The following is a 25,558-nucleotide window of genomic DNA, read 5'->3' as shown; positions in this document are numbered from 1 at the left end:
ATGCAGACCCATTTCACCGAGCAAGACCTGGAGCAGCCGCATCTCCGCGAGGCGGAGCGGGTCCTGCGCACCTGCGTGCACTGCGGCTTCTGCAACGCTACTTGCCCCACCTACCAGTTGCTGGGCGACGAACGCGACGGCCCGCGCGGCCGCATCTACCTGATGAAGACGCTGCTGGAGAGCCGCGACGACGACCATCAGGCCACCGAGGAGACGCGGCTGCACCTGGACCGCTGCCTCAGTTGCCGCAACTGCGAGACCACCTGCCCTTCCGGCGTGGAATATCACAAGCTGCTCGACATCGGCCGCGCCGAGATCGAGCGCCGCGTGCCACGCAAGGCCGGCGAACGTGCCCTGCGTTTCGGTCTGCGCAAGGCGCTGGTCGATCCCCGGCGCTTCCGGGCCCTGCTCAAGCTCGGCCTGACCTTCAAGCCAGTGGTACCCGGTACGCTCAAGCAAAAGCTGCCCGCCACGCCGGTGGACGCCGGCATCCGACCCGAGGGGCGGGACCACGAGCGCCAGATGCTGATCCTCGAAGGATGCGTCCAGCCCAGTCTGTCGCCCAACACCAATGCCGCCACCGCGCGCGTGCTTGACCGGCTCGGCATCGGCCTGACGCCGGCCCCCGAGGCCGGCTGCTGCGGCGCCGTCGACTTCCATCTCGACGCCCAGGACGCCGGCCGCGACCGGGCGCGGGCCAATATCGACGCCTGGTGGCCGCATATCGAAGCCGGCTGCGAGGCCATCGTCCAGACCGCCAGCGGCTGTGGCGCCTTCGTCAAGGAATATGGCGAGATGCTCGCCCATGATCCGGCCTACGCCGACAAGGCCGCCCGCGTCAGCGCCCTGGCCAGGGACCTGGTGGAAATCCTCGAGGACGAGCCGCTCGACGGCCTGTCACTCGAGAACAACGGGCGGCTCGCCTTTCACTGCCCCTGCACCCTCCAGCATGCCCAACGGCTCGGTGGCCATGTCGAGGGCCTGCTCGCCCGGCTCGGTTTTCAACTGACGCCGGTACGCGACGCCCACCTCTGCTGTGGCTCGGCGGGCACCTACTCCATCACGCAACCGACGCTTGCCACCCAACTGCGCGACAACAAGCTCGACGCCCTGGAAGAAGGCCGACCAGACGTCATCGCGACGGCCAATATCGGTTGCCAGAGCCACCTCGCCGGTGCCGACCGCACGCCGGTACGACACTGGATCGAACTCGTCGACGAAGCGTTGTCATGACAAAGCACCCAACCAGGCCATGAGCCCTTAGCTCTTGATTCAATACAACCACAAGGAGTCATTCATGAAGACCAAAGCCATTCTCGGCCTCGCCGAGGTCAACACCATTCTCGACGCCGCCCAGCGCGAGGCCGAAGCCAACCAGTGGACCATCACCGTGGCCGTGGCCGACGACAGCGGTGAGCTGCTCGGCCTGCGCCGGCTCGACGGCGCCTCGCCGATGACCGCCATGATCAGCGCCCGCAAGGCGCGTACCGCCGCCCTCAGCCACAAGGAAACCCAGTTCTTCGAGAACATGATCAACGAGGGACGCACCGCCTTTCTTTCCGCACCGCTGGAAGGGCTGCTCGAAGGCGGCGTGCCGGTGGTCATCGACGGCCAGGTGATCGGCGCCGTCGGCGTCTCCGGCGTCAAGGCCGACCAGGATGCCCAGGTGGCGAAATCCGGCATCGCCGCAGTGCTATGACCGCTGGTCGGCGCTCGCGTGAATCGCTAAGCTGAAACCTGGACAGCGAACATATCTTCAGGAGGCCTGACATGGCAGGCGGCTGGGCAAAAGACGGTGGCGTGCAGGAACAGATCGAAAGCACGGTCGACGACGCCGTACGGCGTTCGCGCAGCCGCCTGCCGAGCGGTGCAAGCCTCAGCCACTGCGAGGAATGCGACGCCCCGATCCCCGAGGCGCGCCGGGAAGCGGTGCCCGGCGTGCGCCTGTGCATCGATTGCCAGGCCGAACGCGACAAGCGGGACAGCGCCACCAGCGCCTTCAACCGCCGCGGCAGCAAGGACAGTCAGCTCCGCTGAATCAGCGACGCGCCCTGCCGACGTCACCGATTCGCCATCACCCAGTCGAGAAAGGCCCGCTTGGCCGGGGCCTCATCACTCGGATCGACATCGATGAGTCCGTAGCCGCAGGACGTTGCCACCCTGAGGTGGCTCAGTCCCACCAGCATGTCGCGCTCGATCAAGTCATCCACCAGTCCCTTCCAGCCGAGCCCCACGCCCTGACCGGCAATCGCCGCCTGAATCAACAACGTGTAGTTGTTGAAGATCAACTCCGATGACTCGCCGTAGGCCATGCCGGCCAGGCGTTCGAAGTAACTCGGCCAGTCCAGCCAGCCCTGGCCCTGGTCGGCCGTCAGCGTCAACAAGGGCAACTCGGCGAGCCGCGTCGGATCCTCAATGGCCCCATGCATCTCGAGAAACCCCGGGCTGCAGACCGGGAAGACGTCCTCGTGAAACAGGCGCGGCCTGTCTTCCAACGTCCGGGCGTCGCAGAACGCGATCGCCACATCTGCCTCTTGCCCGCGCCAGTCCACTCCTCCCTGGTTGGTCATGATGCGCACATCGATATGCGGATGATCGCGCCGAAACGCCGGCAAGCGGGGCATCAGCCAATACGATGCCAGGGAAAAGTCGGTCAGGATGTTCAACCGGGGATTGCGGTGCCGTTGCTGCAACTGCTCGATGGTCTTCTCCATGAGGGAGAAGCCTTCCCGAACGCTGGCGAAGAGCGACTGGCCAGGCTCGGTCAATCTCACCCCTCGGTACACCCGATCGAACAGGCGCAAGCCGAGCTGCTCCTCGAGGGCGCGAATCTGCTGACTGATGGCCGACTGCGTGGAACGCAGTTCCCGGGCCGCGGCGGTGAAGCTCAGATGCCGGGCAGCCGACTCGAAGACGCGCAAGCTGTTCGGCGAGACTTTCCTGTCCAGCAATGACATTCCCTCAGCTAATACATGACATAAAAAAACACCGAGTTTACAGAGTAAAGCATTAGTAGAGAGACTGACAGCATGCTATCCCCCACCATGACCGGGAGCCCAACAATGACTGCTCGTCAGCCCAATATCCTGTTCTTGATGGCCGATCAGATCGCCGCCCCCTCGCTGCCCTTCTACGGCCACCCCGTCGTCAAGACGCCCAACCTGTCGCGCCTGGCCAGCGAAGGTGTGGTATTCGACTCGGCATACTGCAATAGCCCGCTATGCGCCCCATCGCGTTTCGTTCTGATGGCGGGCCAGTTGCCATCGCGCATCGGCGCCTATGACAATGCTGCCGACCTGCCGGCCGATACCCCGACCTTCGCCCACTATCTTCGCGATGCCGGCTACCTCACCGCGCTATCCGGCAAGATGCACTTCTGTGGCCCCGACCAGTTGCATGGCTTCGAGGAGCGCCTGACCACCGACATCTATCCGGCCGACTACGGCTGGTACGTCGACTGGGAGAACTTCGACAAACGCCCCAGCTACTACCACAACATGTCATCGGTCATTCAGGCCGGGCCCTGCGTGCGCTCCAATCAACTCGACTTCGACGATGAAGTGACCTTTCGCGCCCAACGCTTCCTCTACGACTACGCCCGCAATGGAGAGCAGCGCCCCTTCTGTCTGACGGTCTCGCTGACGCACCCGCACGACCCCTACACCATTCCCCGGGAATACTGGGATCGCTACGAGCATGACGAAATCGACATGCCAAGCGTTCCCTATTCGCGCGATCTGATGGACCCTCACTCCCAACGGCTGCGCTATATCTATCAGCTCGACGAAAACACGCTCGACGAAGCGCAGATCCGCAATGCACGACACGCCTATTACGGGGAAATCAGCTACGTCGACGATCAACTGGGCAAGGTGCTCAAGGCACTCGAGGAAACCGGACTGGACGAGGACACCATCATCGTCTTCTCCGGCGATCATGGCGACATGCTTGGTGAGCGGGGTCTCTGGTTCAAGATGAGCTGGTTCGAGCGTTCGGCACGCGTCCCCATGCTCGTGCATGCCCCCAAGCGATTTTCCCCTGGCCGGGTCAGCCAGTCGGTCTCCACCGTCGACCTGTTGCCGACCTTCGCCGAGCTTGGCAACGGCGGTGAAGCCCCCGACTATGCGGTTCCCCTGGATGGCCGCAGCCTGCTCCCCCACCTGACGGGCCGGGGCGGTCACGACGAAGTGATCGGCGAATACTGCGGCGAAGGCGCCATCGCCCCCCTGCTGATGATTCGTCGCGGACGCTACAAGTTCGTCCATTCGGCACCCGACCCGGACCAGCTCTTCGATCTCGAGACCGATCCCCTGGAACTGACCAACCTGGCCGAATTGGATGACTATCGGGAGCTGCGCCAGGAATTCCGCGAGGAAGTGGCCCGGCGCTGGAATCTCGATGAGTTCTACGACCAGGTAGTCGATAGCCAGCGTCGTCGCAAGCTGATCGCCCGATCGCTCATGAAAGGCAAGGTGACGACCTGGGATCATCAGCCGCAATTCGATGCCAGCACCCAGTACATGCGCAATACTATCGACCTGGACGATCTCGAGGCACGTTCACGCTTTCCGACCCCCGACACCGCTCCGGCATGAGGGGGTCACCGGCCGCCCCGGGCCAGCCCTGTTCGACGACAACGATGCCATCGATACCGTGATAACAAGATGAGAGGCATTCAACATGACACGACATCCAGCAACAACAAGTCGCACTCATCCGCCCATCTTCCTGGGACCGCCTGCCGGCCAACCTGCATGTGACTCCACTGCCGGTCAGAGGAGGAGTCTCCCATGAGCATTCCAAGCGACCCGACGCCTCCTGCAGTGACAAGCGACATGCAGACGGATTACGTCGTCGGCCAGGACAATATCCAGGGGCGACTGGGCCCCTTCGGCTTCGATATCCACAACCGGGTCTTCGTCGTCTCGGCGCTGGCCTCGATCATTTTCATCGTCCTCACCCTGCTGTTTCCGCAGCAGGCAGGCAGCATCTTCCAGTCCATCGTCAGTTTCTCCACCGGCACCCTGGACAGCTACTTCATGATCGTGGTGGACGGCTTCATCCTGTTCTGCCTGGCGCTGGTCGTACTGCCCTACGGCAAGGTCCGCCTGGGCGGGCCCGATGCCCGCCCCGATCATGGCTATCTGTCCTGGTTCGCGATGCTGTTCGCGGCCGGCATCGGTATCGGGCTTTTGTTCTTCGGCGTGCTGGAGCCGGTCTACCACGCCAATGTCTCTCTGCCGCTGGGCATTGCCTCTCCCTTTGGCGCCGACGGGGCACTGAATCCGAACGCTATCGCCGACGCCACCGCCATGGGGCTGGCCGGCACCTACCTGCACTGGGGTATCCATGGCTGGGCCGTCTATGTGGTGATGGCGCTGGCACTGTCCATCTTCACCTACAACAAGGGCCTGCCCTTCTCCATTCGCTCGGCGTTCTTCCCGATCCTCGGCGAGCGCGTCTGGGGCTGGTGGGGCCACGCCATCGATATCCTGGCGGTGTTCTCCACCCTGTTCGGCCTGGCCACCTCGCTCGGCCTAGGCGCCCAGCAGGCCAACGCCGGAATGAACTTCGTCTTCGGCCTGGACGTCAATGCGACCACCCAGGTCATCGTCATCGTGCTGGTCACGGCGGTCGCGCTGGTCTCGGTGTGGCGCGGACTCGAGGGCGGCGTGAAGAAGCTCTCCGAGATCAACATGGTCATGGCCGTACTGTTCTTCTTCTTCGTGCTGTTCGCCGGCCCGACCCTGGCGGCACTGAGCGGCTTCTGGACCGGCCTTGAGACCTACGTCACGGAGTTCATGCCGCTGTCGGCGCCCTTCGGCCGCGAGGACGATGCCTATCGCCAGGCCTGGACCATCTTCTACTGGGCCTGGTGGGTCAGTTGGGCCCCCTTCGTCGGCATGTTCATCGCCCGCGTCTCGCGGGGCCGTACGGTGCGCGAGTTCGTGATCTGCGTGCTGCTGATCCCGAGCCTGTTCATCTTCATCTGGATGGGCGTGTTCGGTGCCACGGCCCTCGATCAGCTCTATGCCAACCCGGCCGGCAGCCTGGTCAAGGAATACGTGATCGACAACTACAGCCCCGAGCTGTCGCTGTTCGGCATGCTCAACGAGCTGCCGCTGTCGGGCCTGATGTCGACCCTGGGCATCATCCTGGCGCTGATCTTCTTCGTCACCTCGTCGGACTCCGGCTCGCTGGTGATCGACACCATCACCGCCGGTGGCAAGATCGATGCCCCCCGGCCCCAGCGCATGTTCTGGGCGGCGGTGGAAGGCCTGATCGCCATCGTGCTGCTGCTCGGCGGCGGGCTGTCGGCACTCCAGGCGGGGGTGACGGCAACGGCGATACCTTTCTCCATCGTGATGATTCTGATGTGCTACTCGATCATCAGGGCACTCAACGGCGAGTTGCGCCAACTGCGCCGCCAGGCCGCCTGACGTCATCACTCGCCTCCCTTAGCACTCTCATCGATTCCCCCGTATCATCGAAACACCATTTCCGGGCCCCGACGAACGGGGCCCCGTTTCGTCGCATCAGGGTCGTCATGCCGTTACTTCTCTTCCTGCCGCCACTCGGCGCCGTGCTGATCTGGTCGGGCAACATGACCATCAACCAGCTCACCGTCGGCGCCATCGCGCCAAGCAGCATCGCCTTTCTCCGCTGGTTGCTGGCACTCGCGGTCCTCACGCCCTTCGTCGCACCCGCCGCCTGGCGGTATCGCGACACCCTGCGTCGCGAGTGGCCCAAGCTGGCCGTGCTCGGCCTGCTGGGCATGGGACTCTGGCAGGGGCTCGCCTATGTCGCCGCCGAAACCACCTCGGCCACCAACATGGGCATCCTCGCCGCCATGGTGCCACTGCTCACCGTGCTGCTCAGTGCGCTGATCCTGCGGGAGCCGCCGAGCGTCGGCGGTATCCTCGGCGGGCTGTTCGCTCTCTGCGGCGTCGCCCTGCTGCTGGGACACGGCAATCCTCTGTCACTGCTCGAGCTCGAGATCGCCAGCGGCGATGCACTGATGCTGGTCGCGGCGACCTGCTATGCCCTCTACGGGGTGATGCTCAAGCGCTGGCCGCTCGAGCTGCCGCCCTGGGTCCTGCTCTACGGCCAGGTGATCTGCGCCGTGCTGATCCTGCTGCCGCCTTACCTGCTCGGCCCCATGACTCCGGTCACCTCGAGCAACGCCGGCCTCATTGCCTATGCCGGCATTCCGGCCTCCATCGTCACGACCTACCTGTGGATGCTGGCCATCCGTCGTATCGGCGCCAGTCGCGCCAGCATCTTCATCAATCTGATGCCGCTGTTCAGCGCCCTCATCGCCATGGCCGTCCTCGGCGAACGACTCGCCCTGTTCCATGTCTTCGGCGGCGCCCTGGTGCTCGCCGGTGTCATCATGGCGCAGACCCTGACGTCGCCCTTGGGCCGCACCGCCCCGGCACCTAACGACGCGCCGGGACGCCGGCCATGACGCTGGAGGTGCGACCTGCCAGGCATGCTAGACTGCCCTTTCGCCGCCTCGACAGGATAAAGGACGCGCCATGTCTCTCGATGATCTCCATCTCAACCTGCGCAACCTGACGCCGGATGACTATCCCCAGCTCAAGACGCTGATGGACGCCGTCTACGACGATCTCGGCGGCGCCTGGCCGGAACACACCATGGAGCGGCTGATCGAGGAGTTTCCGGACGGCCAGATCGGCATCGAGGACGATGGACGCCTGGTCGGCGTGGCACTGACGGTACGGGTGGATTACGACGACTTCTCCAACCCTCACCAGTACGACGACCTGATCGGCCAGCGCGAGATCATCCTCAACGATGCCGAAGGCGACGCCATGTACGGCCTCGATGTGCTGATCCATCCGGCCTATCGCGGCTATCGGCTGGGCCGACGCCTCTACGAGGCTCGCAAGGAGCTGTGCCGCTCGATGAACCTGCGGGCGATCCTCGCCGGCGGGCGCATCCCCCAATACCACCAGTACGCCGATGAGCTGTCGCCCACCGAGTACATCGACAAGGTGGCCCGCAAGGAAATCCACGATCCCATCCTGTCGTTCCAGTTGGCCAACGACTTCCAGGTCAAGCGGCTGCTGCGCAAGTATCTGCCAGAGGACGAGAAATCCCAGGGCTACGCCACCCTGCTGGAGTGGAACAACATTCTCTTCGAGCCGGCGGAGCGGGTGCTCGAGACACGCCGCACCCAGGTTCGCGTCGGCGCGGTACAGTGGCAGATGCGCGAATTCGCCTCGGTGGAGGCGGTGCTGCAGCAGGTGGAATATTTCGTCGATGCCCTGGCCGACTACCAGAGTGACTTCGCCGTCTTTCCGGAGCTGTTCAACGCGCCGCTGATGGGCCTGCAGGATCGCGCCGCCCAGCAGGACCAGCTGGCCGCCATCCGCTTTCTGGCCGGCTTCACCGAACGCTTCAAGACCGAACTGTCGCGCATGGCGGTCTCCTACAACATCAACATCGTGGCCGGCTCGATGATCGAGGTCGCCGAGGATGACCACCTCTACAACGTCGCCTATCTCTGCCATCGCGACGGCACTGTCGAGCGCCAGGCCAAGCTGCACATCACGCCCCAGGAACGCCGCGACTGGGTGATCGAAGGCGGCGAAGAGCTGCAAGTCTTCGAGACCGACGCCGGCCGGGTCGGCATCCAGATCTGCTACGACGTGGAATTTCCCGAACTCTCGCGGCTGCTGGCCGACCAGGACATGGACATCCTCTTCGTGCCCTTCTGGACCGACACCAAGAACGGCTACCTGCGGGTGCGCCACTGCGCCCAGGCCCGGGCCATCGAGAACGAGTGCTACGTGGTGCTGTGCGGCAGCGTCGGCAACGTGCCGTCCATCGAGAACCTCGACGTCCAGTACGCCCAATCCTCGGTGTTCTCGCCCTCGGACTTTTCATTTCCCCACGATGCGGTGCTCGCCGAGACCACCCCCAACACCGAGATGATCATGTTTTCCGACCTCGACCTGAACCGCCTCAAGGTGGTGCGCAACGAGGGCTCGGTGACCAATCTCAAGGACCGCCGCCAGGACCTGTTCGACCTGCGCTGGCGCGACTGGTCCTGGAAATCCGGTGGCCGTACCGGCGTGGAGGAAGGCTGACACCGTGCTGCAACGTCTGCGACGCTGGCGTGCCGCACGTTTCGAGGCGCGCCACCCCTTCCCCGAGCACGACTGGCGGGAGGCTCGGGCCAGGTTGCCGCTGCTCGCCGCCCTGCCCGCCGACCTGGCCGATCGACTGGGCCACCGGGCCTGGCGTTTCGTGCACGACAAGCGCCTGAGCCTGCATCCCGACCTGGTGGCCGAACACGTCGAGTTCGACGCTCCCGCGCGCCTGGCCCTGGCGGCCCAGGCCTGCCTGCTGACCCTTGGCTGGAACGAGCGCGACCATCGCGACGCCCTGGCCGGCGTGCACGAGATCCTGATCCTGCCCGAGGCCTTTCACCGCCGGGTCGAAGAGATGGATGAATTCGGCGTGATGCATGAGTACGACGACGAGCGCGCCGGCGAGACCTCGCACCAGGGGCCAGTGGTGGTCGCCTACCCGGACCTGATGGCCAGCGGTGGCCTGAACGGCTTCAATGTGCTGATCCACGAGTTGTCCCACAAGCTGGACATGGGCAACTCCCTGGATGCCGACGGCTATCCGCCGCTCTCGGGCGACATGGCCCCCCAGGAATGGCACCGCACCTTCTCCGCCGTCTGGGACGATCTTCAGGCACGCCTCGCACGCGGCGAGGCCACGCCCATCGACGACTATGCCGCCAGCCATCCCGGCGAATGCTTCGCGGTCTCCTGCGAATACTTCTTCACCGCACCCCGCATACTGCACGAGGCCTATCCGGCCCTCTACGACCTGCTGTCACGCTATTTTCGGCAGGATCCGCTGTCCTGCCACACCGGGACCGCTCCTGCCGACCGCACCTGAATGCCCGGCCGTCAATCGTCGGCCCGGGGCCACGCCAGGCAGACTTCCAGGCCATGGGGCTGCCGGTTGTCCAGCGTCAGACGGGCCCCCTGACGCTCGACCAGTTCCGCCACGATGGAAAGTCCCAGACCGCTACCGGTAGTACGTTGATCGGTCCCGCGCCGGAAGCGCTCGGTGACGGTATCCAGCAAGTCGTCGGAAATACCCGGTCCCGTGTCGCGGACCCTGAGCACGGCCGAGTCATCGACTTCCGACAACTCTATCTCCACACGACCGGAGGCCGGCGTGTAGCGCAGCGCATTATCCAAGAGGTTACGCACCAGAATTCCCGCCTCGGCAGCATCGGCCCTGATCGGCAATGCCTGCACACCCTTCACCGTCACCTGCTGGTCGCGACTCTCGGCCCAGGGCCACAGCTCGGCCACCATTTCCAGCACCAGGGGATAAAGATCGAGCGTCTGCGCCTGCCTGTTTTCCCGGCGATCCAGGCGGGCCAGCGTCAGCAGTTGCTCGACCACCCGCTGCAGGCGTTCAACGCCCTGATACGCCTTTTCGAGAGAATCTCTTTCGCCCGAACGCGCATTATCGAGATGGATCTTCAAGCCGGCCAAGGGCGTGCGCAGCTCATGGGCGGCATCCGCCGTGAAGCGGCGTTCTCGCTCGAGCGTCTCGCGCAAGCGGGCAATGAATTCGTTGATCGCCTTGCGAAGCCCCGTCAGCTCCCTTGGCACCTCGACATCGAGAAAGGCCAGCTCGCGTTCACCACGGCTGGCGACCTGTCGGGACAACGAGCCGATGGGACGCAGGCCACGCCGAACGATCCAGCCCATGGCAAGCAGCAGGATCGGCAGGGCCAGCAGCATGGGCACGAAATTGCCAAGCGTCACCTTGCGCTCCAGTTCCTGCATGAATGACGCCTTGACGCCCGAGCGAATCCAGGTCCGGCTCGACTCGTCGAACATCGAGAAGACCCGCCATTTTTCGCCACCGTAATCCACCCAGGCATAGCCCTCTTCTTCGGGCGCAGGAAAGGGGCCGGCATCGCTCCATACGGCACCCATCAGCAGGGGCGAACCATCCTGGTGCCAGAACCCCACCGACAGCTTTCTTTCTTCATGGTGGTAGAGCTCGGCATTCGCCGAATCCACGTCCGACAGGGGCTGACCATCCTGGTAGAAACGCGCGAAATGCCCGGGCTGGGTCAGTCGTTCGGCAATCCGGCGATAGGTCTCCGTCGATGTGTCACCTTCCATCAGGCCGGCCACGACCCGGCTCTGCAGGCTCAACTGGGCGTCGAGAATCTCTTCGGTCTCATGGGCCGTGATCAAGTAGGCGGCCGTGACGACAAGCAGGGTCGCCCCCGCTATCACCAGGGCCATGGTGCGTGTCAGATAGCGACGTATCGAGGTCATTCGCTTGCGGTATCCAGGCGGTAACCGACACCGCGCACCGTGGCGATCAGATGCCTGTCGAGCTTCTTGCGCAAGTGATGGACATGCACTTCCACGGCATTGGATGCCACTTCATCCTCCCAGCCATACAGCAGATCCTCCAGGTGCGGTCGGGTCATCACCCGGCCTGGATGACGCGCCAGTTCCAGCAGCAGGGCATACTCGCGACGGGTGAGCGAGATGTCGTTTCCCTGCCAGGAGACACGGTGCCGAGCCTCGTCGATACATAGCTCGCCCACCTCGAGCAGGCGAGATGAACGTCCCTCGGCACGGCGCATGATGACCCGGAGACGCGCCAGCAGCTCCTGAAGATCGAAGGGCTTGAGCACATAGTCATCGGCTCCACCATCCAGGCCGGAAATGCGCGACTCGACCGCATCGCGGGCCGTCAGTATCAGTACCGGCAAGGAGCCGGCATGTCGAATCTTGTCCAGCACTTCCATGCCGTCGATATCCGGCAGGCCCAGATCCAGAATGACCGCCGAAAAATCATCATGGCGGATTGCCGCAATGCCATCCCTGCCGGTTTCCAGCCAGTCGACGGCATATCCTTCCCGCTGCAGGGCAGTCCTGATGCCATCGCCCAGCAAGGGATCGTCTTCCACAAGCAGCACCCGCATACATGCCTCGTTCCCAATACCGAAAAGCGCAGGAGAAGCCAATGACGGCTTCCCGGCTTCTGCTCCACGCCGAGCCCTTCGATCCGCTCATGCAAACAGGTGAAAGCCGGTGAGCGTCGCCAGGCTGGATAATAGCAGGCTATTCGTGGACTCCAGCAACTCTTCCGGATGCGTCATGCCAGGCGCTACCAGAACGACCGCCACGGCTCCCAGGCTGGCCAGCCCCAGCGGCAGGTCCACCAACGACCAACCCGGGCCCCATTGCCCTGCCGCCAGCAGCAACGTGCCTACCAGGACCAACACGCCCACCTGCCAGCTTTCCTTTGTCAGCCATGAATCGCGAGTGCCCATTGCCAGCGTTCTCATGATGCAGTCTCCTCGGGAAGCATCGGTTCTCCACGCGAGGGACACTACGGATACATTCTTAAGGTTTGCTTAATCGACCAGCGGGCTCCGCCGACACCGCTCCCCGACAGCCCTGGGAAATGTCCAGCCGAGGATCCCGGCTGCGACTTTCGACACCCAGCAGGCCAAGCAGGCTATGAAAGAGATGATCATGGCTGAGCCCCTGGGCAGCGTGCCGGGCCAGACAGTCTCGCTGAAGTCCGACAGAACGCTCGAACGCCGGGGATGACCACCAGATCATGGGCACCCGGGTCTGTTCCTCCGGGGCAATGGCATAGGGCAATCCATGCAGATAGATGCCGTTTTCGCCCAGCGATTCGCCATGATCGGAGACATACAACAGAGCGCTGGCCATCGAGGCGTGGCGTTCCAGGACCCCGATCAGCTGGTCCAGGACACTATCGGTATAAAGGACCGCATTGTCGTAACTGTTCACGATGGCCTCGCGAGAACACTCCGCCAGATCGGCCTTGTCGCAGGCAGGCGTGAAGGCCCTGAAGGCATCGGGGTAGCGCCGGTAATAGCTGGGGCCATGATTGCCGAGCTGATGCAGCACGATCACCGTGTCGGAATTCAGCGAGGCGATGCGTTTCTTCAACTCCTCGACCAGGACGCCGTCGAGACAAGTGTCCCCATCACAGAGCGATGGATAGGCGTCGGGCGCCGGCGCGTATTGTTCGACGCCACGACAGACGCCCTTGCACCCCGACTGATTGTCGATCCACATGACCCGATAGCCTGCGCGTTGCAGCACATCCAGCAGCGATTCGTGGCTGCGAATGTAGCGCTCGTCGTAATCGGCCTTGCCGATGGGGGAGAACATGCAGGGCAAGGATACCGCCGTGCTGGTCCCGCAACTCGTCACTTCGCCCACGTTCAGGACGTCTCGCTTCGCCAGGCGGGGCGTCGTCTGGCGCGAATAACCGGAAAGCCCCCAGTCGGCTGCCCGCACGGATTCGCCCACCACCAGCACCAGAAGACGCGGTTTGTCGGTGCCGCTGGCCAGCCGATGGGCATCCTCGCCGACAGGCAGGCGTTCCTCCGGCAACGGCTCCTCGGCTGTCATCACCCGTTCGGTCGAGACGATGGCATTGCCCGGCGTGACCAGGTAGCGCAGCTCATGATGGTTGCGCATCAGGGACGACAGGCTCTGGAAGGAAATCAGCAGCGCCACGATCGACACGCCGACACCACCCGCCAGCCACAGCAGCGACATGGCCAGACCGCGCCTCCAGGTACGCCGCCTCAACGGCCAGAACCATACGACCCATATCGGCAGCCCGGCATACAGCAGCAGATGGAGCGCCAGCCCCGACGTCAGCAGCTCGTCGGCCTCCCGAGTGTCCGTCTGCAGCACATTGTCGATCATGTGGGTATCGAAATAGGTCCCGTAGTGACCGGTGAAATAGCTGATCGCCGCCGCCATCAGCAGCAGAATCGACAGTAACGGCCTGACACTGAACCGATTGATCCACGGCACCACAACCACGAATTGCAAGGCGGTCATGAGCACGCCGTCACTCAGCAACCGAGCCCAATCGGCGAGGCTCGCCACCGGCTGCGCGCCGAATGTCGATGACCAGAACCGCCCATTGTAGAACAGCGTGAATGCCAGGCAGGCCGCCAGGGTGAGCGCCTGCGGCGACAAGGCCGGCAGCCGCTCTCGCACGGCCCACCATTTTGCGAGCGGCCCGCCCCCGGCATGTCCGAATACTCCGAGCGGGCGCTTCATGTCAGACCGACCTCTGCATCCATCGGGGCAGATGGGCGACACGGCAGGGCTTTTACCGCGTCATGCGATCGCTCACGCCTCGCTCCGGGGGAGACCAGTTCGGCGACCCTTGCCGGTGCCGGCCGAAACAACACCCTATCTTCCGGCCCTCGGGGCGTGAACTTGCGGGAACCGTCGACATTGAGCAGTGCCACCACGGGAACGCCCAGAGCGACCGCCATGTGCATGGGCCCCGTATCCGGCGTGATCAGCCGTGACAGATTGGCCAGCAAGGCAGCGCAGCAACGCAGGGAAACGGCTGGCACCACACGACCATGAAAGCCGCAGGCCTGTTCCAGCCGGGCGCGACCAGCCTCCTCTTCCGGCCCCAGCAGCACCAGATAGGGCTGTCGGCGACGCTCGAGTTCACCCAGCAGTGCCTGCCAGAAGCTGAACGGAAAACGCTTGTCCAGGTGACCGCCGACGAAGATGCCGACGGGCGACGTTGAATCGCCTGCCCCGGCCAGGGACGCGGCGGCAGCTCGCTCCCGTGCGGATATCACCATCCAGGGGCGAGGTTCCCACGCAAGACCCAGCGACGCCGCCAGGGCACTCCCCCACTCATAGGCGTGACCGCGGGACACATCACCGACCCAGTCATAACTCGCTTCCAGCCGGCCGCGTTGCCCGAGAGTCCGGCGAGCGCCGCAAAGACGCATGCACAGCCAACTGGTGAGAGAGCCCTCGCCGACCTGGATGGCAAGATCATAGTCACGTCGACGCAACCGCATCAGCAACTGCAGCAGTCGCCAGGGCCGAAGCGGCATGGAGCGACTCAAGGCGTGATATCGGGCAAGCGGCATCCCCTCGAAGAGCGCGCGGGTCGTGTCCGCTCCCAGGTAATCGATCTCGATATCCGCTCGGCTCTCAGTCAATGCCTGGATGAAGCGAGCCCCGATCACGGCATTGCCGATGCGAAAATTGGGCCTTACCAGCAGGACACGCTGCACACCCTTCAATGTCTCCGGTCCCGCCGCCCGAGCATTACCGCCACGCCGGGAGAGCAGCCTGAAGCACCAGGCCTTGGCGCTTCTTTCGAGCGTCTTGCCCAGTCGTCTCATCCGTTCATTGCGGCGAATCGCCGTCAGCAGATACATGCAGTCGCTCCCGAAAAACCGTCACGACCACAGCATCCAGACGAATGCTTAACCCACTCTTAACGCCCTGCGATTCAGGGTTGACCGATTCCTGCACCCGAAACGCAAAACCCCCGGCCATGGCCGGGGGCGAAACGCGTGGTACAGCGTGATGACCCTAGAGGGTCATGAAGGGAGCGGACTCACCATCGGTAAACCGATAGACATCCCAGTCATCCTGCTTCTGACCGGGCATGCCAGGCGTGCCGATCGGCATGCCGGCGAGTCCGATGCCATCGGCATCGGGGCGCTGCTCATACAATGCCTCCAGGGCCTCCATGGGCACATGTCCTTCGATCCAGTAGTTGCCCATTTCGATGGTATGGCAAGCCCCGAGACCATATGGCACGCCAGCGGCCGACTTGATCTCGTTCAAATCGGCATCGTCGACGATGGTCACGTCGACGCCCATTTCCTCGAGATGCCGAGCATAGTCATCGCAGCAGCCACACTGCGGGTTCTTGTAGAGTGTCGCCGCGTCGGGCAAGGCGGCATGAGCCAAGGAAGGGCCCGCCAGCAGTGCACTGGACAGCATCAGGGAAGCGATTCGGCGGTTCATGAGCGAACTCCTCGGTCGGACTGGGAACGGGGCATGAAGAGATACTTGATCAGGGCCGCGATGCCCAGGCCAAGCAGCGCAAGAACGGCAAGGGGCATTATCCAGCTCAGCCAGCCCATGGCACTCATCATGGAAAAACATTCGTTGGTCGTCATGGCATGACCCTCGACGAACGTACATTGAACATATCGGCGGCAGACGCGCCACCGAGCAATGGTCGGTCGTGCGGTCAGGCTCTGGGAGGGCGACGAGGAGGCTGGGGGATATGATCGATCATTGCCGGCGCAGGGCCGCTAGCCAGCGGCTCGGCTCGCGTGTCCGGCAATGCGGCGTGGGTCGGCACGGGGGAGCAGACAACGCAGCCCGGCTCGTCATCGACATCGCTCGGGGTGGCCTGGGCCATGATGCAGTCTGCGGCACATGCCGCCATGGCAGGCGTCGCCAGGCTCGGGCTCAGCACGACCAGCACGAGGAGCAGCGCCAGCAGGCGGCTCCCTCGCGTGCGATGTCGTAACGTCTCAAGCCCGATCATGGTCAGATTCCGCAGGCATGGTCCCCATGCAACTCGGCTATCCTGCCACCCGCCGGCCCCCGACTCAAGACGACAGGCGAGCCACCAGCCATTCCCACAGCCGGGCCGCTTCTTCACGGGGCCGCCGCCGTGCCGGGCGTACCAGCCAAAAGCCTTCATCGCTGGGCACCGCCAGGGCCAGCGGTGCCACCAGATCGTCCCGCCCTTCGAGCAAGCGTCGGTGCGTCAGGGCCACGCCTCCGCCCTGTCCGGCCAGGGCCAGGGTCATGACCTGACTGTCGCAGGTCAATGACGGACACTGCGCCTCCAGGCCCGGTTGCCCGGCCTGCTCCAGCCAGGTCGGCCAGCCCACGGCGAAGCCGACCGCGTGCAGCAGGGTGTGCCCCGCCAGGTCCGACGGCTCGGCGATTTCACGGGCCAACGCCGGAGAACAGGCCGGCAGCATCGACTCCTCGCCGAGCGACACCGCGTCGACGCCCTGCCAGTCGCCACGCCCGTAGCGGATCTCGATATCCGCCCCCTCGGGTCCGAAATCATCGGGCCAGATGGCGCTGACCAGGCGTACGGCAATCTCGGGATGCGCACGCTGGAAGGCCGGCAGGCGCGGTGCCAGCCAGTTCTGCTGGATCACGGGCGTGGTACGCAGCGTCACCTGGGCATCGCCGACCGCGCCACCGAACACCTCGCTGGTGCCCTCGCCGAGGCGCATGAAGGCATCCTGGATGGATGGCAGCCAGGCCTGGCCCGCCGGCGTCAGGCTCAGGCTGCGGGGATGACGCACGAACAGCTTCTGGCCGAGACGATCCTCGAGCAGGCGAATGCGTTGACTGATCGCCGCCTGGGTCACTCCCAGCTCGTGGCCGGCGGCGGTAAAACTGAGCGTGCGCGCCGCGGCCTCGAAGGCCTGCAGCCATCCCAGGGGAGGCAATCCCGCCATGAAACATCTCCTGCCATGAAAAAGTCACACATAAGCTGAGCTTGGCCATAGGGGCCAGATTAATCGTTTGTCAGTGCCCTGGGCAATCGCCACCCTGTGCACCACACGAATCACAGGAGGCAACCATGACGACTGCCACTCCGTCCGAGGCCCGGCACACCCGCGTCATCTGGCCGATGAGCGAGCTGACCGATCATAGCGGCGAGCATGCCCTGGTCGACGCCCTGACCAGCGGAGCCCGAGTGACGCTGACCTGGGAGGACCGTCAACAGGCCCACTTCCCGTTGAGCTGGCTGCGCGATCACTGCCCCTGCACGGAATGCCGCCACACCACGACCCGCGAGCGCCTGTACATCCCTCTCGAGCTTCCCGACTCGGCTCCCGAGGCACGCCTCGAGGACGGCAACCTCGAACTGACCTGGGCCGACGGCCACATCAGCCGCTTCGACGCCGGTTGGCTCCGGCAACGCCGTCCCGGCCAGGAAAGTGGCGACCATGTTCCAGCACGTCGTCCCTGGGCCGAGGACTTCCAGCCGGTGCGTGTCGACCACGCCGATTTCGTGGCGGGTGCTGCCGGGGAACGCGCATGGCTGACGGCCCTGCTGCGCGACGGCCTGGTGCTGCTCGAAAACGGCCCCCTGGCCGACGAGGAAGTCAGTCGACTGGCCGAGCGCATCGGCCCCTTGCGCGCCACCAACTTCGGTGCCCGTTTCGACGTGCGCTCCAAGCCCAATCCCAACAACGCCGCCTACACGGCGATCGGCCTGCCGCTGCACACCGATCTGCCCAACTGGCGCCAGCCGCCGGACATCCAGTTGCTTTACTGCCTGGAAAACGACGCCGAGGGCGGTGAGTCGACCTTCACCGACGGCTTCGCCGCCGCCGAGGCGCTGCGCGAGCGCTCCCCGGAGTCTTTCCGGCTGCTCAGCGAGACGCCCATCGACTTCCGTTTCCAGGATGAGGAGCACGACATCGCCTGGCGCGCGCCCATCCTGACGCTGGACCATGACGGCCAGTTGCTCGAGGTGCGCTTCAACAACTGGATCCGCGACTCCCTGTGCCTGCCCCTGGAGAAGGCCGACGCCTGGTATCGCGCCTACCGCGAGTTCTGGAACCTGGTGCACGACCCGCGCCAGCGTCTCGAGTTCAGCCTGCTGCCCGGCCAGATGATCGCCTTCGACAATCGCCGCGTGCTGCATGGGCGCAACGCCTTCGATCCCAACAGCGGGCGCCGTCACCTGCAAGGCACCTATCTCGACCTCGACCTGCTCGAGTCGCGTCTGCGAGTCCTGGCGCGCTCCGCCTGAGACGAGACATCCCCCTTGAACCCACCCCGGGCGGTCCTGCCGCCCGACCATCAGGAGACAACAATATGCGAGTCCGTTCGACATCCGCCCTGCTGAGCCTGCCCCTGGCCCTCGGCCTTGCCGCACCGGCACTGGCCGACGACGCCACCCTGGATTTCGGCGTACCGGCCTGGCCCGGCATCACCGTCAAGACCGAGATCGCCGCCCAGTTGCTGGAGCCGCTCGGCTACGAGACACGCGCCGAAGAGCTCGGCATGCAGGTCGTCTATCAAGGGCTCGACAGCGGTGATCTGGATGTCTTTCTCGGCGGCTGGCTGCCGGCCCAGAACAGCATCTACACCCCGCTCGAGGAGAGCGGCGCCATCACTCCGCTGGCCAACAACGTCGACGGGGCACGCATGACCCTGGCCGTTCCCGAGTACCTCTACGAGCAAGGCATCCAGAGCTTCGCCGACCTGGACGCCAACCGCGACAGCTTCGAAGGCAAGATCTTCGGTTTCGGCGCCGGCTCCGCGGCCAGCGAGATCCTCAACGAGGCCATCGACAACGACACCTGGGGGCTGGGCGACTGGCAACTGGTGGACACCAGCGTGGTCGGCATGCTCACCGCCGCCCGCGACGCCATCTCCCGTGAGGAGCCCATCGTCTGGGTCGGCTGGACGCCCCACTGGATGAACCTCGAGATGGACATGCGCTATCTCGACGATCCCCAGGACCTGTTCGGCGAGAACAACGGGGCCAGCCAGGTGCTGAGCGTGGCGCGCAGCGACTACGCCGAGGCCCATCCCAACCTGGTCGACTTCTTCGCCAACTTCACCTTCTCCGCCGAGGAACAGAGCTGGATGATTCGCGAGTTCGGCCAGAAGGAAAGGGGCGTCGAGGCCGTGGCCCAACAGTGGCTGCGCGAGCATCCCGAGCGTGTCCAGGCCATGCTGGAAGGCGTGACGACCCGCGACGGCGATCCCGCCTGGCCGGCGGTCGAAAAGGCCCTCGCCTCACGTTGATCGCCGCGACCCGATGGCCGTTTTGGCCATCGGGCACTCTGCCGTATGCTATGGCGAGACGTTCACCAGGAAATCGCTCGCCCCATGTCCCGTCCTCTCAGCATTCTCTTCATCATCCTGCTGGCTCTCGTTTCCCTCGGCCTGCTGTGGCAATGGCTGGCCATGCAGGATCTGCTCACCGTGGACAGCCTGATGGCCCTGGTCCAGGGCTCGGTGGCCTGGCGCGACACCAGTTGGGCGGTGCTGGTGGTGATCGCCGTCTACGCCGGCGCCTCGCTGGTGATGTTCCCGTTGAGTCTGCTGGTCGCCCTGACCGGCCTGCTGTTCGGCCCCTGGTGGGGCTTCGCCTATGCCCTGGCCGGCACCCTGGCCGCCTCCGTGCTGACCTGGTGGATCGGTCGCCGGCTGGGGCGCGATGCCCTGCTGCGCCACGGCGGCAAGCACCTCAAGGGACTCTCCCGCTACCTCTCGGGCCGCGGCATCCGCACCATGACGGTCGTCAACCTGCTGCCCCTGGCGCCCTTCACCCTGACCAACATGATGGCCGGTGCCTTCCACCTGCGCTTTCGCGACTACATGATCGGTTCGACCCTCGGCATCGTGCCGGGGCTGGTCGGCGTCACCCTGCTGGGCAGCCAGCTCGGCGAGTTGGTCACCGCGGAAAGCAGTCAGGAAGTGATTTTCTCCCTGCTGGGGCTGGTGGCAGGCGTGGGCGTACTGTACGGCCTCAAGCGCTGGGCGGAGAAACGCCGCCGCTGCTGAAACGGGTCATTTCGAAGGAACGCCGGGCTCGTCATGGCGACCCTTCGGCCACCAGGACGGACGCTCCTGTTCCCACTCTTCCTGCACCAGGTGGCGCAGCAAGCGACCGCGATAGCGCAGCATCTGCCACTCGGCGCCCAGCCGGCCACGCACCCGATCCCAGCCACCATCGTCGGCGTGGGTGAAGGGCCCGCCCCGGGCGATGACCTCGCGATAGACCGCCAGGCAGCGTTCGGCACAGCGTCGCTCGTCGTAGTTCGCCGCCGTCTCCAGGGCATGCCGACGCAAGGGCTCACGACATCGCTCGTCGGCCAGTTCACAAAGCGCTCGCGCCAGTGCCTCGGCGTCGTCCTCCGGCAGCAGGCGTCCGTTGTCGCCATCCACCACCACTTCGACGACACCCGGTGCGGCGACCGCCACCACCGGCAATCCGGCGGCCATCGCCTCGGCCACCACCATGCCCTGGGTCTCGCTGTGCGACGCGAAGGCGAACACATCCATGGCGTGATAGGCATCGATCAGTGCCCGCCCCTGCAACCGCCCGGTGAAGTGGAAACGCTCCGCCACTCCCTGCTCCTCGGCGATCTCGCGCATCGCCTCGGCGGCGTCACCATCGCCGACGATCAGGAAATGCGCATCGGGTCGCTCGAGCAACGCCAGCGACACCGCCTCGGCCAGGAAGGGTAGATTCTTCTCCCGGGCCAACCGGCCCAGATGACCGATGACGTAGGCATCGGCGGGAATCCCCATGCGACGCCGGCAGTCTTCGCCATTGCCGAGCGCAAAGCGTGCCGTGTCGACGCCGCTCGGCACCACGCGGATCGCCGAGTTGGCTTCACGCTCGAGCAGCAGGTCGCGAATGCTCTCGCTGGGCGCGATGACGCTGTCGCACAGCCAGCTGTACTGGGTGGCCAGGGCAATGGCGAAGCGTTGCATGCGCGGCGAATCCCCGGGCACATAGTGGGTGTAGTGCTCATAGAGGGTGTGGTGGGTGAACACCAGCGGCAGGCCATAGGTCTCGGCTGCACGCGCGGCGGTATCGCCCAGCAGGAAGGGATGATGGGAATGGACGATGTCCGGCTCGAAGTCCTCGATGGCCTCGTAGAGCTGTCCGGGCATCGGTACCGGCAAGGAAAAGTCGCTGCCGTTGAAGTGCTGCACCGCCGCCACCCTGACCACATCCGTCTCGTTCTCGGGCTGCCCCTCCAGGCGAGGCGCCACCACCAGCACGCGATGGCCGGCCATGCACAGCTGACGCTTGAGCCGCTGCACCGACTCGCTGACCCCGCCGACGATCGGTTGATAGGTATTGGTGAACATCAGCACATTCACTGGGGCGACTCTCCTGTCATGACACTCCGGGGCGGCACGCGCGACGGCACGCGCCCAGCCATCTCCCGTTCGAGATAAGCGATGAAGGCACGGATCCGCAAGGGCACATGGCGGCGCTGATGATACACGGCATGGAAGTCGGCACGCACGCCCCGCCACATCGGCAGCAGCTCTACCAGGCGCCCGGCGGCCAGGTCATCGTGCACGTCCCACCAGGAACGCAGCGCCACACCGTGGCCGTCGCGGGCCAGCCGGCGAATCACTTCGCCATCGTTGCTGGCCATGGGACCCGCTACCTTCACCGCACGTTCCTCGTCCGGCGCATCGCGACGCTGGAACCGCCACACGGCGTAGTCGCTGCCGTTCTCGCGAATCACCAGGCAGGGGTGCGACGGCAGGTCGCGCGGATCGCGCAGCGGCGGCATCGTCGCCACATAGGACGGAGCGGCGCACAGCACACGCCGGTTGGCGAGGATACGACGCGCCACCAGGCGCGAATCCGGCGGTTCACCGACCCGGATACCGATGTCGAAACCTTGATCGAACAGGCTGGCGGGGAAGTTGGTCAGCTCGAGACTGCCCTCGATACGCGGGTTCCGACGGCAGAAAGCCGAGAACAACGGCGCCACATGCTGCCGCCCGAACCCGAAGGTGGCATTGATGCGCAAAGGACCGGACAACTCGGCACGGTGATCGCCCAGGGTTTCCTCCAGCTCGCCGAGTTCGTCGAGGATCGTCGCTCCACGGCTCAGGTAGAGCTCACCCTCGGCAGTCAGCGTCAATCGCCGGGTGGTGCGGCTGGCCAGGGACACCCCCAGGCGTGCCTCGAGCTGCTTGAGCCGCTTGCTCACCGCCGAAAGCGAGAGCCCCAGCTCACGGGCGGTGGCAGTCAGGCTGCCGGCTCGGGCCAGATGCTGGAAGAATGCCAGGTCATCGAGTTGGGCCAAGGAATTCTCCACTCATGCGCAATAATACCTTTCACTCTAGCCTGATTATCTCTCCCGGCCCAGGCAGTAGACTTTCCTGATCGAGGCAGCCGACGTCCCGTTGCACGACGACCTGCCACATCACCCCGAAACGACGAGAGAGGCGACACCATGACCCATCGCATCGCCATCATCCCCGGAGACGGCATCGGCACCGAAGTGACGCCGGAGGGCCAGCGCGCCCTGGAGGCCGCCGCACGACGCTTCGATATCGCGCTCGACTTCGAGACCTTCGATTTCGCCAGCTGTGACTATTACCTCGAACACGGCCGGATGCTGCCCGAGGACTGGCGCCACACCCTGGGCGAGTTCGATGCCCTGTTCTTCGGCGCGGTGGGCTGGCCGGAAAAGGTGCCGGACCATGTCTCGCTATGGGGATCGCTGCTGCAGTTCCGCCGCGAGTTCGACCAGTACGTCAACCTGCGGCCCTGCCGGCTGCTGCCCGGCATCAAGAGCCCGCTGGCCGGCCGTAAGCCCGGCGACATCGACTTCTACGTGGTGCGCGAGAACACCGAGGGGGAATATTCCAGCGTCGGCGGTACCATGTTCGAGGGCACCGACCGCGAAGTGGTCATCCAGGAAACGGTGATGACCCGCACCGGTGTCGACCGCGTCCTGAAATACGCCTTCGACCTGGCCGCCAGCCGCCCCCGCAAGAAACTCACCTCGGCCACCAAGTCCAATGGCATCGCCATCACCATGCCCTGGTGGGACAAGCGAGTGGCGGCCGCCGCCGAGGGCTATCCGGAGGTCTCGGTCGACCAGTTCCACATCGACATCCTGACCGCCAACTTCGTGCTGCATCCGGACTGGTTCGACGTGGTGGTGGCCAGCAACCTGTTCGGCGACATCCTCTCCGACCTGGGCCCGGCCTGTACCGGCACCATCGGCGTGGCGCCCTCGGCCAACATCAACCCGGAAGGACGCTTCCCGAGCCTGTTCGAGCCGGTGCACGGCAGCGCGCCCGACATCGCCGGGCGCGGCATCGCCAATCCCATCGGCCAGATCTGGTCCGGGGCGATGATGCTCGAACATCTGGGTCACCCCGAGGCCGGCCGCACCATGCTCGCCGCCATCGAAGCGGTGCTCGAGGAAGGCGACGAGCGCCTCCTGACGCCGGACCTCGGCGGCCAGGGCTCGACGGAGGCCCTGGGCCGCGCCATCGCCGAGCGCATCGCGGGCTGACCGCAACGCCGACGAGGGCTCAGGCGCGATCAGCCCTCACGCCGGCCGTCGACCAGCCGGTCGAGCCCCTGCGGGTTATGTGCCTTGAGTGCATCCGGCAGCAGCGCATCCGGCATGTCCTGGTAGCAGACCGGGCGCAGGAAACGGAAGATCGCCGCAGTGCCCACGGAGGTGGTGCGGGAATCCGATGTCGCCGGGAAGGGGCCGCCGTGAACCATCGCGTCGCACACTTCGACGCCGGTGGGCCAGCCGTTGACCAGGATGCGCCCCGCCTTGCGCTCGAGCGTTGGCAGCAATGCGCGGGCGGCATCCAGGTCGGCATCGTCCATCTGCAGCGTGGCCGTGAGCTGGCCTTCCAGATGCTCGGCTACCCTGGCCAGTTCGGCGGCATCCGAGCATTCGACCACCAGCGAGGTGGGGCCGAAGACTTCCGCCTGCAGCGTCTCGCTGGCCAGGAAATCCTCCGCCGAGGTCGCGAACAGACCGGTCCGGCACTGATTGGGCCCCTCGCCCTTCTGGCCGCGGGCAATTTCACGCACCCTGTCGCTGTCGGCCAGGGCGGCGACGCCGCTTTCATAGGCCTCGAAGATCCCCGGGGTGAGCATGGTCTGGGCAGCACTGGCCGCGACCGCCTCTCCGGCGGCGGCAACGAAGTCATCGAGTGCCGGACCCTTGATCGCGAGCACCAGCCCCGGATTGGTGCAGAACTGACCGGCTCCCATGTTGAGCGAACCGGCGAAGGCCTCGCCTAGCGCCTTGCCGCGCGCCTCGAGCGCTGCCGGCAACAGGAACACCGGATTGATCGAGCTCATTTCGGCGTAGAAGGGAATCGGCTCGGGACGCGACTGGGCGGCCTGCCATAGCGCCAGGCCGCCACTGCGCGAACCGGTGAAGCCGGCCGCCTTGATTCGCGGGTCGGTGACCAGGGCCTGACCGACTTCACGGCCGGAGCCGAACAGCAGTGAGAACACGCCTTCCGGCAGGTCGCACTTTTTGACCGCCGCCTGAATGGCCCGCCCGACCAGCTCGCTGGTACCAGGGTGCGCGGAATGCGCCTTGACGATCACCGGGCAACCGGCGGCCAGGGCGGATGCCGTGTCGCCACCGGCAACGGAGAAGGCCAGCGGGAAGTTGCTCGCGCCGAACACCACCACCGGCCCCAGGGCGACATGACGCTGACGCAGATCGGCGCGTGGTAGAGGCTGGCGATCCGGCAGCGCGGGATCGACGCGCACATCGAGCCACTCGCCGGCACGCACGGTCCTGGCGAACAGCCTCAGCTGGCCGCAGGTACGCCCACGCTCGCCCTGGATGCGCGCCCTCGGCAGGCCGGTCTCGGCCACCGCACGCTCGATCAGCGCATCGCCGATGGCCTCGATCTCGTCGGCGACGGCCTCGAGAAAGCCGGCACGCGCCTCCAGCGAGGTTTCACGGTAGGTGTCGAACGCCGTCCAGGCCAGTTCGCAGGCCCGCTCGACGTCGTCCTGAGTCCCGCCCGGATAGCCCGGCTCGAGGCGCTCGCCGGTGGCCGGATTGATGGCCTGGATCGCCGCGCGGCTACCTTCGATGGCCTGTTGGCCGATCAGCAACTTGCCTTCCAATGTCATATTCGTCTCCTTGCAGCTGCCT

Annotated in this window: 25 protein-coding genes; 12 read left to right on the top strand and 13 right to left on the bottom strand. The window is 65.1% G+C overall.

All coding sequences use genetic code 11. The features are described from left to right. The 3 genes from glcF to HELO_RS03080 all read left to right on the top strand — a co-directional run bounded on the left by glcF (window position 1) and on the right by HELO_RS03080 (window position 2,037). Entirely contained in the window at window positions 1-1,233 is a 1,233-nt protein-coding gene (gene glcF / locus HELO_RS03090) for a glycolate oxidase subunit GlcF (RefSeq protein ID WP_013331341.1), read from the top strand. Window positions 1,234-1,297: 64 nt separating this feature from the next. Next, on the top strand, window positions 1,298-1,699 hold the full coding sequence (locus HELO_RS03085; protein WP_013331340.1) for a heme-binding protein: 402 nt from the start codon (window positions 1,298-1,300) through the stop codon (window positions 1,697-1,699). 71 nt (window positions 1,700-1,770) lie between these two features. Then, on the top strand, window positions 1,771-2,037 hold the full coding sequence (locus tag HELO_RS03080; RefSeq protein ID WP_013331339.1) for a DksA/TraR family C4-type zinc finger protein: 267 nt from the start codon (window positions 1,771-1,773) through the stop codon (window positions 2,035-2,037). Window positions 2,038-2,060: 23 nt separating this feature from the next. On the opposite strand, the gene HELO_RS03075 is transcribed toward HELO_RS03080, so the two are convergent. Next, the gene (locus HELO_RS03075; RefSeq protein WP_013331338.1) at window positions 2,061-2,957 is read right to left on the bottom strand and encodes a LysR family transcriptional regulator; all 897 of its coding nucleotides are present in this window, start codon (window positions 2,955-2,957) and stop codon (window positions 2,061-2,063) included. 105 nt (window positions 2,958-3,062) lie between these two features. Here HELO_RS03075 and betC point away from each other — a divergent pair, with 105 nt between their 5' ends. The 5 genes from betC to HELO_RS03050 all read left to right on the top strand — a co-directional run bounded on the left by betC (window position 3,063) and on the right by HELO_RS03050 (window position 9,942). Then, on the top strand, window positions 3,063-4,595 hold the full coding sequence (betC, locus tag HELO_RS03070) for a choline-sulfatase (protein ID WP_013331337.1): 1,533 nt from the start codon (window positions 3,063-3,065) through the stop codon (window positions 4,593-4,595). A 195-nt stretch (window positions 4,596-4,790) separates the two neighbouring features. Then, entirely contained in the window at window positions 4,791-6,440 is a 1,650-nt protein-coding gene (locus tag HELO_RS03065; RefSeq protein ID WP_013331336.1) for a BCCT family transporter, read from the top strand. A gap of 107 nt (window positions 6,441-6,547) precedes the next feature. Beyond that, window positions 6,548-7,468: a DMT family transporter gene (locus tag HELO_RS03060; RefSeq protein WP_013331335.1), complete on the top strand. Its 921-nt coding sequence runs from the start codon at window positions 6,548-6,550 to the stop codon at window positions 7,466-7,468. A gap of 70 nt (window positions 7,469-7,538) precedes the next feature. After that, window positions 7,539-9,116, top strand: coding sequence for a bifunctional GNAT family N-acetyltransferase/carbon-nitrogen hydrolase family protein (locus HELO_RS03055; protein ID WP_013331334.1), 1,578 nt, complete (start codon window positions 7,539-7,541; stop codon window positions 9,114-9,116). A gap of 4 nt (window positions 9,117-9,120) precedes the next feature. Continuing rightward, window positions 9,121-9,942, top strand: a complete 822-nt coding sequence (locus HELO_RS03050; protein WP_013331333.1) for a M90 family metallopeptidase — start codon at window positions 9,121-9,123, stop codon at window positions 9,940-9,942. 11 nt (window positions 9,943-9,953) lie between these two features. Here the strand turns inward: HELO_RS03050 and HELO_RS03045 are convergent, their stop codons facing one another. The 9 genes from HELO_RS03045 to HELO_RS03010 form a co-directional block, all read right to left on the bottom strand. Then, entirely contained in the window at window positions 9,954-11,354 is a 1,401-nt protein-coding gene (locus tag HELO_RS03045; protein ID WP_013331332.1) for a sensor histidine kinase, read from the bottom strand. After that, complete coding sequence (locus tag HELO_RS03040; protein WP_013331331.1) at window positions 11,351-12,013, bottom strand: response regulator; 663 nt, start codon at window positions 12,011-12,013, stop codon at window positions 11,351-11,353. Before HELO_RS03040 ends, HELO_RS03045 begins: the two co-directional genes overlap by 4 nt. 87 nt (window positions 12,014-12,100) lie before the next feature. Continuing rightward, window positions 12,101-12,379: a hypothetical protein gene (locus tag HELO_RS03035; protein WP_013331330.1), complete on the bottom strand. Its 279-nt coding sequence runs from the start codon at window positions 12,377-12,379 to the stop codon at window positions 12,101-12,103. Between the two features lie 58 nt (window positions 12,380-12,437). Continuing rightward, window positions 12,438-14,150 (bottom strand): phosphoethanolamine transferase, encoded by a 1,713-nt coding sequence (locus tag HELO_RS03030; protein WP_013331329.1) that lies wholly within the window; start codon window positions 14,148-14,150, stop codon window positions 12,438-12,440. Next, entirely contained in the window at window positions 14,147-15,286 is a 1,140-nt protein-coding gene (locus HELO_RS03025) for a glycosyltransferase family 9 protein (protein ID WP_013331328.1), read from the bottom strand. Before HELO_RS03025 ends, HELO_RS03030 begins: the two co-directional genes overlap by 4 nt. 157 nt (window positions 15,287-15,443) lie before the next feature. Continuing rightward, window positions 15,444-15,884: a DUF411 domain-containing protein gene (locus HELO_RS03020; RefSeq protein ID WP_013331327.1), complete on the bottom strand. Its 441-nt coding sequence runs from the start codon at window positions 15,882-15,884 to the stop codon at window positions 15,444-15,446. Then, window positions 15,881-16,039, bottom strand: coding sequence for a hypothetical protein (locus HELO_RS19285; RefSeq protein ID WP_174208836.1), 159 nt, complete (start codon window positions 16,037-16,039; stop codon window positions 15,881-15,883). Before HELO_RS19285 ends, HELO_RS03020 begins: the two co-directional genes overlap by 4 nt. Before the next feature lie 74 nt (window positions 16,040-16,113). Further along, window positions 16,114-16,416, bottom strand: a complete 303-nt coding sequence (locus tag HELO_RS03015) for a hypothetical protein (protein WP_041601873.1) — start codon at window positions 16,414-16,416, stop codon at window positions 16,114-16,116. 64 nt (window positions 16,417-16,480) lie between these two features. Continuing rightward, window positions 16,481-17,353 (bottom strand): LysR substrate-binding domain-containing protein, encoded by an 873-nt coding sequence (locus HELO_RS03010; RefSeq protein ID WP_013331326.1) that lies wholly within the window; start codon window positions 17,351-17,353, stop codon window positions 16,481-16,483. A 125-nt stretch (window positions 17,354-17,478) separates the two neighbouring features. Here HELO_RS03010 and HELO_RS03005 point away from each other — a divergent pair, with 125 nt between their 5' ends. The 3 genes from HELO_RS03005 to HELO_RS02995 all read left to right on the top strand — a co-directional run bounded on the left by HELO_RS03005 (window position 17,479) and on the right by HELO_RS02995 (window position 20,426). Next, window positions 17,479-18,660 carry a TauD/TfdA family dioxygenase gene (locus HELO_RS03005; protein WP_013331325.1) on the top strand — a complete coding sequence of 394 codons (1,182 nt, stop codon included), beginning with the start codon at window positions 17,479-17,481 and terminating at the stop codon, window positions 18,658-18,660. A gap of 65 nt (window positions 18,661-18,725) precedes the next feature. Further along, on the top strand, window positions 18,726-19,664 hold the full coding sequence (locus tag HELO_RS03000; protein ID WP_013331324.1) for an ABC transporter substrate-binding protein: 939 nt from the start codon (window positions 18,726-18,728) through the stop codon (window positions 19,662-19,664). A gap of 84 nt (window positions 19,665-19,748) precedes the next feature. Beyond that, complete coding sequence (locus HELO_RS02995) at window positions 19,749-20,426, top strand: TVP38/TMEM64 family protein (RefSeq protein ID WP_041601872.1); 678 nt, start codon at window positions 19,749-19,751, stop codon at window positions 20,424-20,426. A gap of 6 nt (window positions 20,427-20,432) precedes the next feature. Here the strand turns inward: HELO_RS02995 and HELO_RS02990 are convergent, their stop codons facing one another. Beyond that, window positions 20,433-21,758 (bottom strand): glycosyltransferase, encoded by a 1,326-nt coding sequence (locus HELO_RS02990; RefSeq protein ID WP_013331322.1) that lies wholly within the window; start codon window positions 21,756-21,758, stop codon window positions 20,433-20,435. Further along, window positions 21,755-22,705: a LysR family transcriptional regulator gene (locus tag HELO_RS02985; protein WP_013331321.1), complete on the bottom strand. Its 951-nt coding sequence runs from the start codon at window positions 22,703-22,705 to the stop codon at window positions 21,755-21,757. The genes HELO_RS02990 and HELO_RS02985 overlap by 4 nt, the downstream gene beginning before the upstream one ends. Window positions 22,706-22,855: 150 nt before the next feature. Between HELO_RS02985 and HELO_RS02980 the strand changes: the two genes are divergently transcribed. After that, entirely contained in the window at window positions 22,856-23,929 is a 1,074-nt protein-coding gene (locus HELO_RS02980; protein ID WP_013331320.1) for a tartrate dehydrogenase, read from the top strand. A 29-nt stretch (window positions 23,930-23,958) separates the two neighbouring features. On the opposite strand, the gene HELO_RS02975 is transcribed toward HELO_RS02980, so the two are convergent. After that, a complete protein-coding gene (locus HELO_RS02975; protein ID WP_013331319.1) occupies window positions 23,959-25,536 on the bottom strand; it encodes an aldehyde dehydrogenase (NADP(+)) in 1,578 nt (525 codons plus the stop codon). Window positions 25,537-25,558: the final 22 nt, after the last annotated feature.

This window comes from Halomonas elongata DSM 2581, assembly GCF_000196875.2.
Lineage (GTDB): Bacteria > Pseudomonadota > Gammaproteobacteria > Pseudomonadales > Halomonadaceae > Halomonas > Halomonas elongata.
This window is presented reverse-complemented; position numbering and strand designations above follow the sequence as displayed.

Bases quoted from the DNA above. Each gene is read 5' to 3' on its own strand.
- HELO_RS03055 (WP_013331334.1), top strand. From the start codon at position 7,539: ATGTCTCTCGATGATCTCCATCTCAACCTGCGCAACCTGACGCCGGAT.
- glcF (WP_013331341.1), top strand. From the start codon at position 1: ATGCAGACCCATTTCACCGAGCAAGACCTGGAGCAGCCGCATCTCCGC.
- HELO_RS03065 (WP_013331336.1), top strand. From the start codon at position 4,791: ATGAGCATTCCAAGCGACCCGACGCCTCCTGCAGTGACAAGCGACATG.
- HELO_RS03085 (WP_013331340.1), top strand. From the start codon at position 1,298: ATGAAGACCAAAGCCATTCTCGGCCTCGCCGAGGTCAACACCATTCTC.
- betC (WP_013331337.1), top strand. From the start codon at position 3,063: ATGACTGCTCGTCAGCCCAATATCCTGTTCTTGATGGCCGATCAGATC.
- HELO_RS03040 (WP_013331331.1), bottom strand. From the start codon at position 12,013: ATGCGGGTGCTGCTTGTGGAAGACGATCCCTTGCTGGGCGATGGCATC.
- HELO_RS03005 (WP_013331325.1), top strand. From the start codon at position 17,479: ATGACGACTGCCACTCCGTCCGAGGCCCGGCACACCCGCGTCATCTGG.
- HELO_RS03025 (WP_013331328.1), bottom strand. From the start codon at position 15,286: ATGTATCTGCTGACGGCGATTCGCCGCAATGAACGGATGAGACGACTG.
- HELO_RS03045 (WP_013331332.1), bottom strand. From the start codon at position 11,354: ATGACCTCGATACGTCGCTATCTGACACGCACCATGGCCCTGGTGATA.
- HELO_RS03060 (WP_013331335.1), top strand. From the start codon at position 6,548: ATGCCGTTACTTCTCTTCCTGCCGCCACTCGGCGCCGTGCTGATCTGG.
- HELO_RS03000 (WP_013331324.1), top strand. From the start codon at position 18,726: ATGCGAGTCCGTTCGACATCCGCCCTGCTGAGCCTGCCCCTGGCCCTC.
- HELO_RS03030 (WP_013331329.1), bottom strand. From the start codon at position 14,150: ATGAAGCGCCCGCTCGGAGTATTCGGACATGCCGGGGGCGGGCCGCTC.
- HELO_RS03035 (WP_013331330.1), bottom strand. From the start codon at position 12,379: ATGAGAACGCTGGCAATGGGCACTCGCGATTCATGGCTGACAAAGGAA.
- HELO_RS03080 (WP_013331339.1), top strand. From the start codon at position 1,771: ATGGCAGGCGGCTGGGCAAAAGACGGTGGCGTGCAGGAACAGATCGAA.
- HELO_RS02975 (WP_013331319.1), bottom strand. From the start codon at position 25,536: ATGACATTGGAAGGCAAGTTGCTGATCGGCCAACAGGCCATCGAAGGT.
- HELO_RS03015 (WP_041601873.1), bottom strand. From the start codon at position 16,416: ATGATCGGGCTTGAGACGTTACGACATCGCACGCGAGGGAGCCGCCTG.
- HELO_RS02995 (WP_041601872.1), top strand. From the start codon at position 19,749: ATGTCCCGTCCTCTCAGCATTCTCTTCATCATCCTGCTGGCTCTCGTT.
- HELO_RS02980 (WP_013331320.1), top strand. From the start codon at position 22,856: ATGACCCATCGCATCGCCATCATCCCCGGAGACGGCATCGGCACCGAA.
- HELO_RS03020 (WP_013331327.1), bottom strand. From the start codon at position 15,884: ATGAACCGCCGAATCGCTTCCCTGATGCTGTCCAGTGCACTGCTGGCG.
- HELO_RS03010 (WP_013331326.1), bottom strand. From the start codon at position 17,353: ATGGCGGGATTGCCTCCCCTGGGATGGCTGCAGGCCTTCGAGGCCGCG.
- HELO_RS03075 (WP_013331338.1), bottom strand. From the start codon at position 2,957: ATGTCATTGCTGGACAGGAAAGTCTCGCCGAACAGCTTGCGCGTCTTC.
- HELO_RS19285 (WP_174208836.1), bottom strand. From the start codon at position 16,039: ATGACGACCAACGAATGTTTTTCCATGATGAGTGCCATGGGCTGGCTG.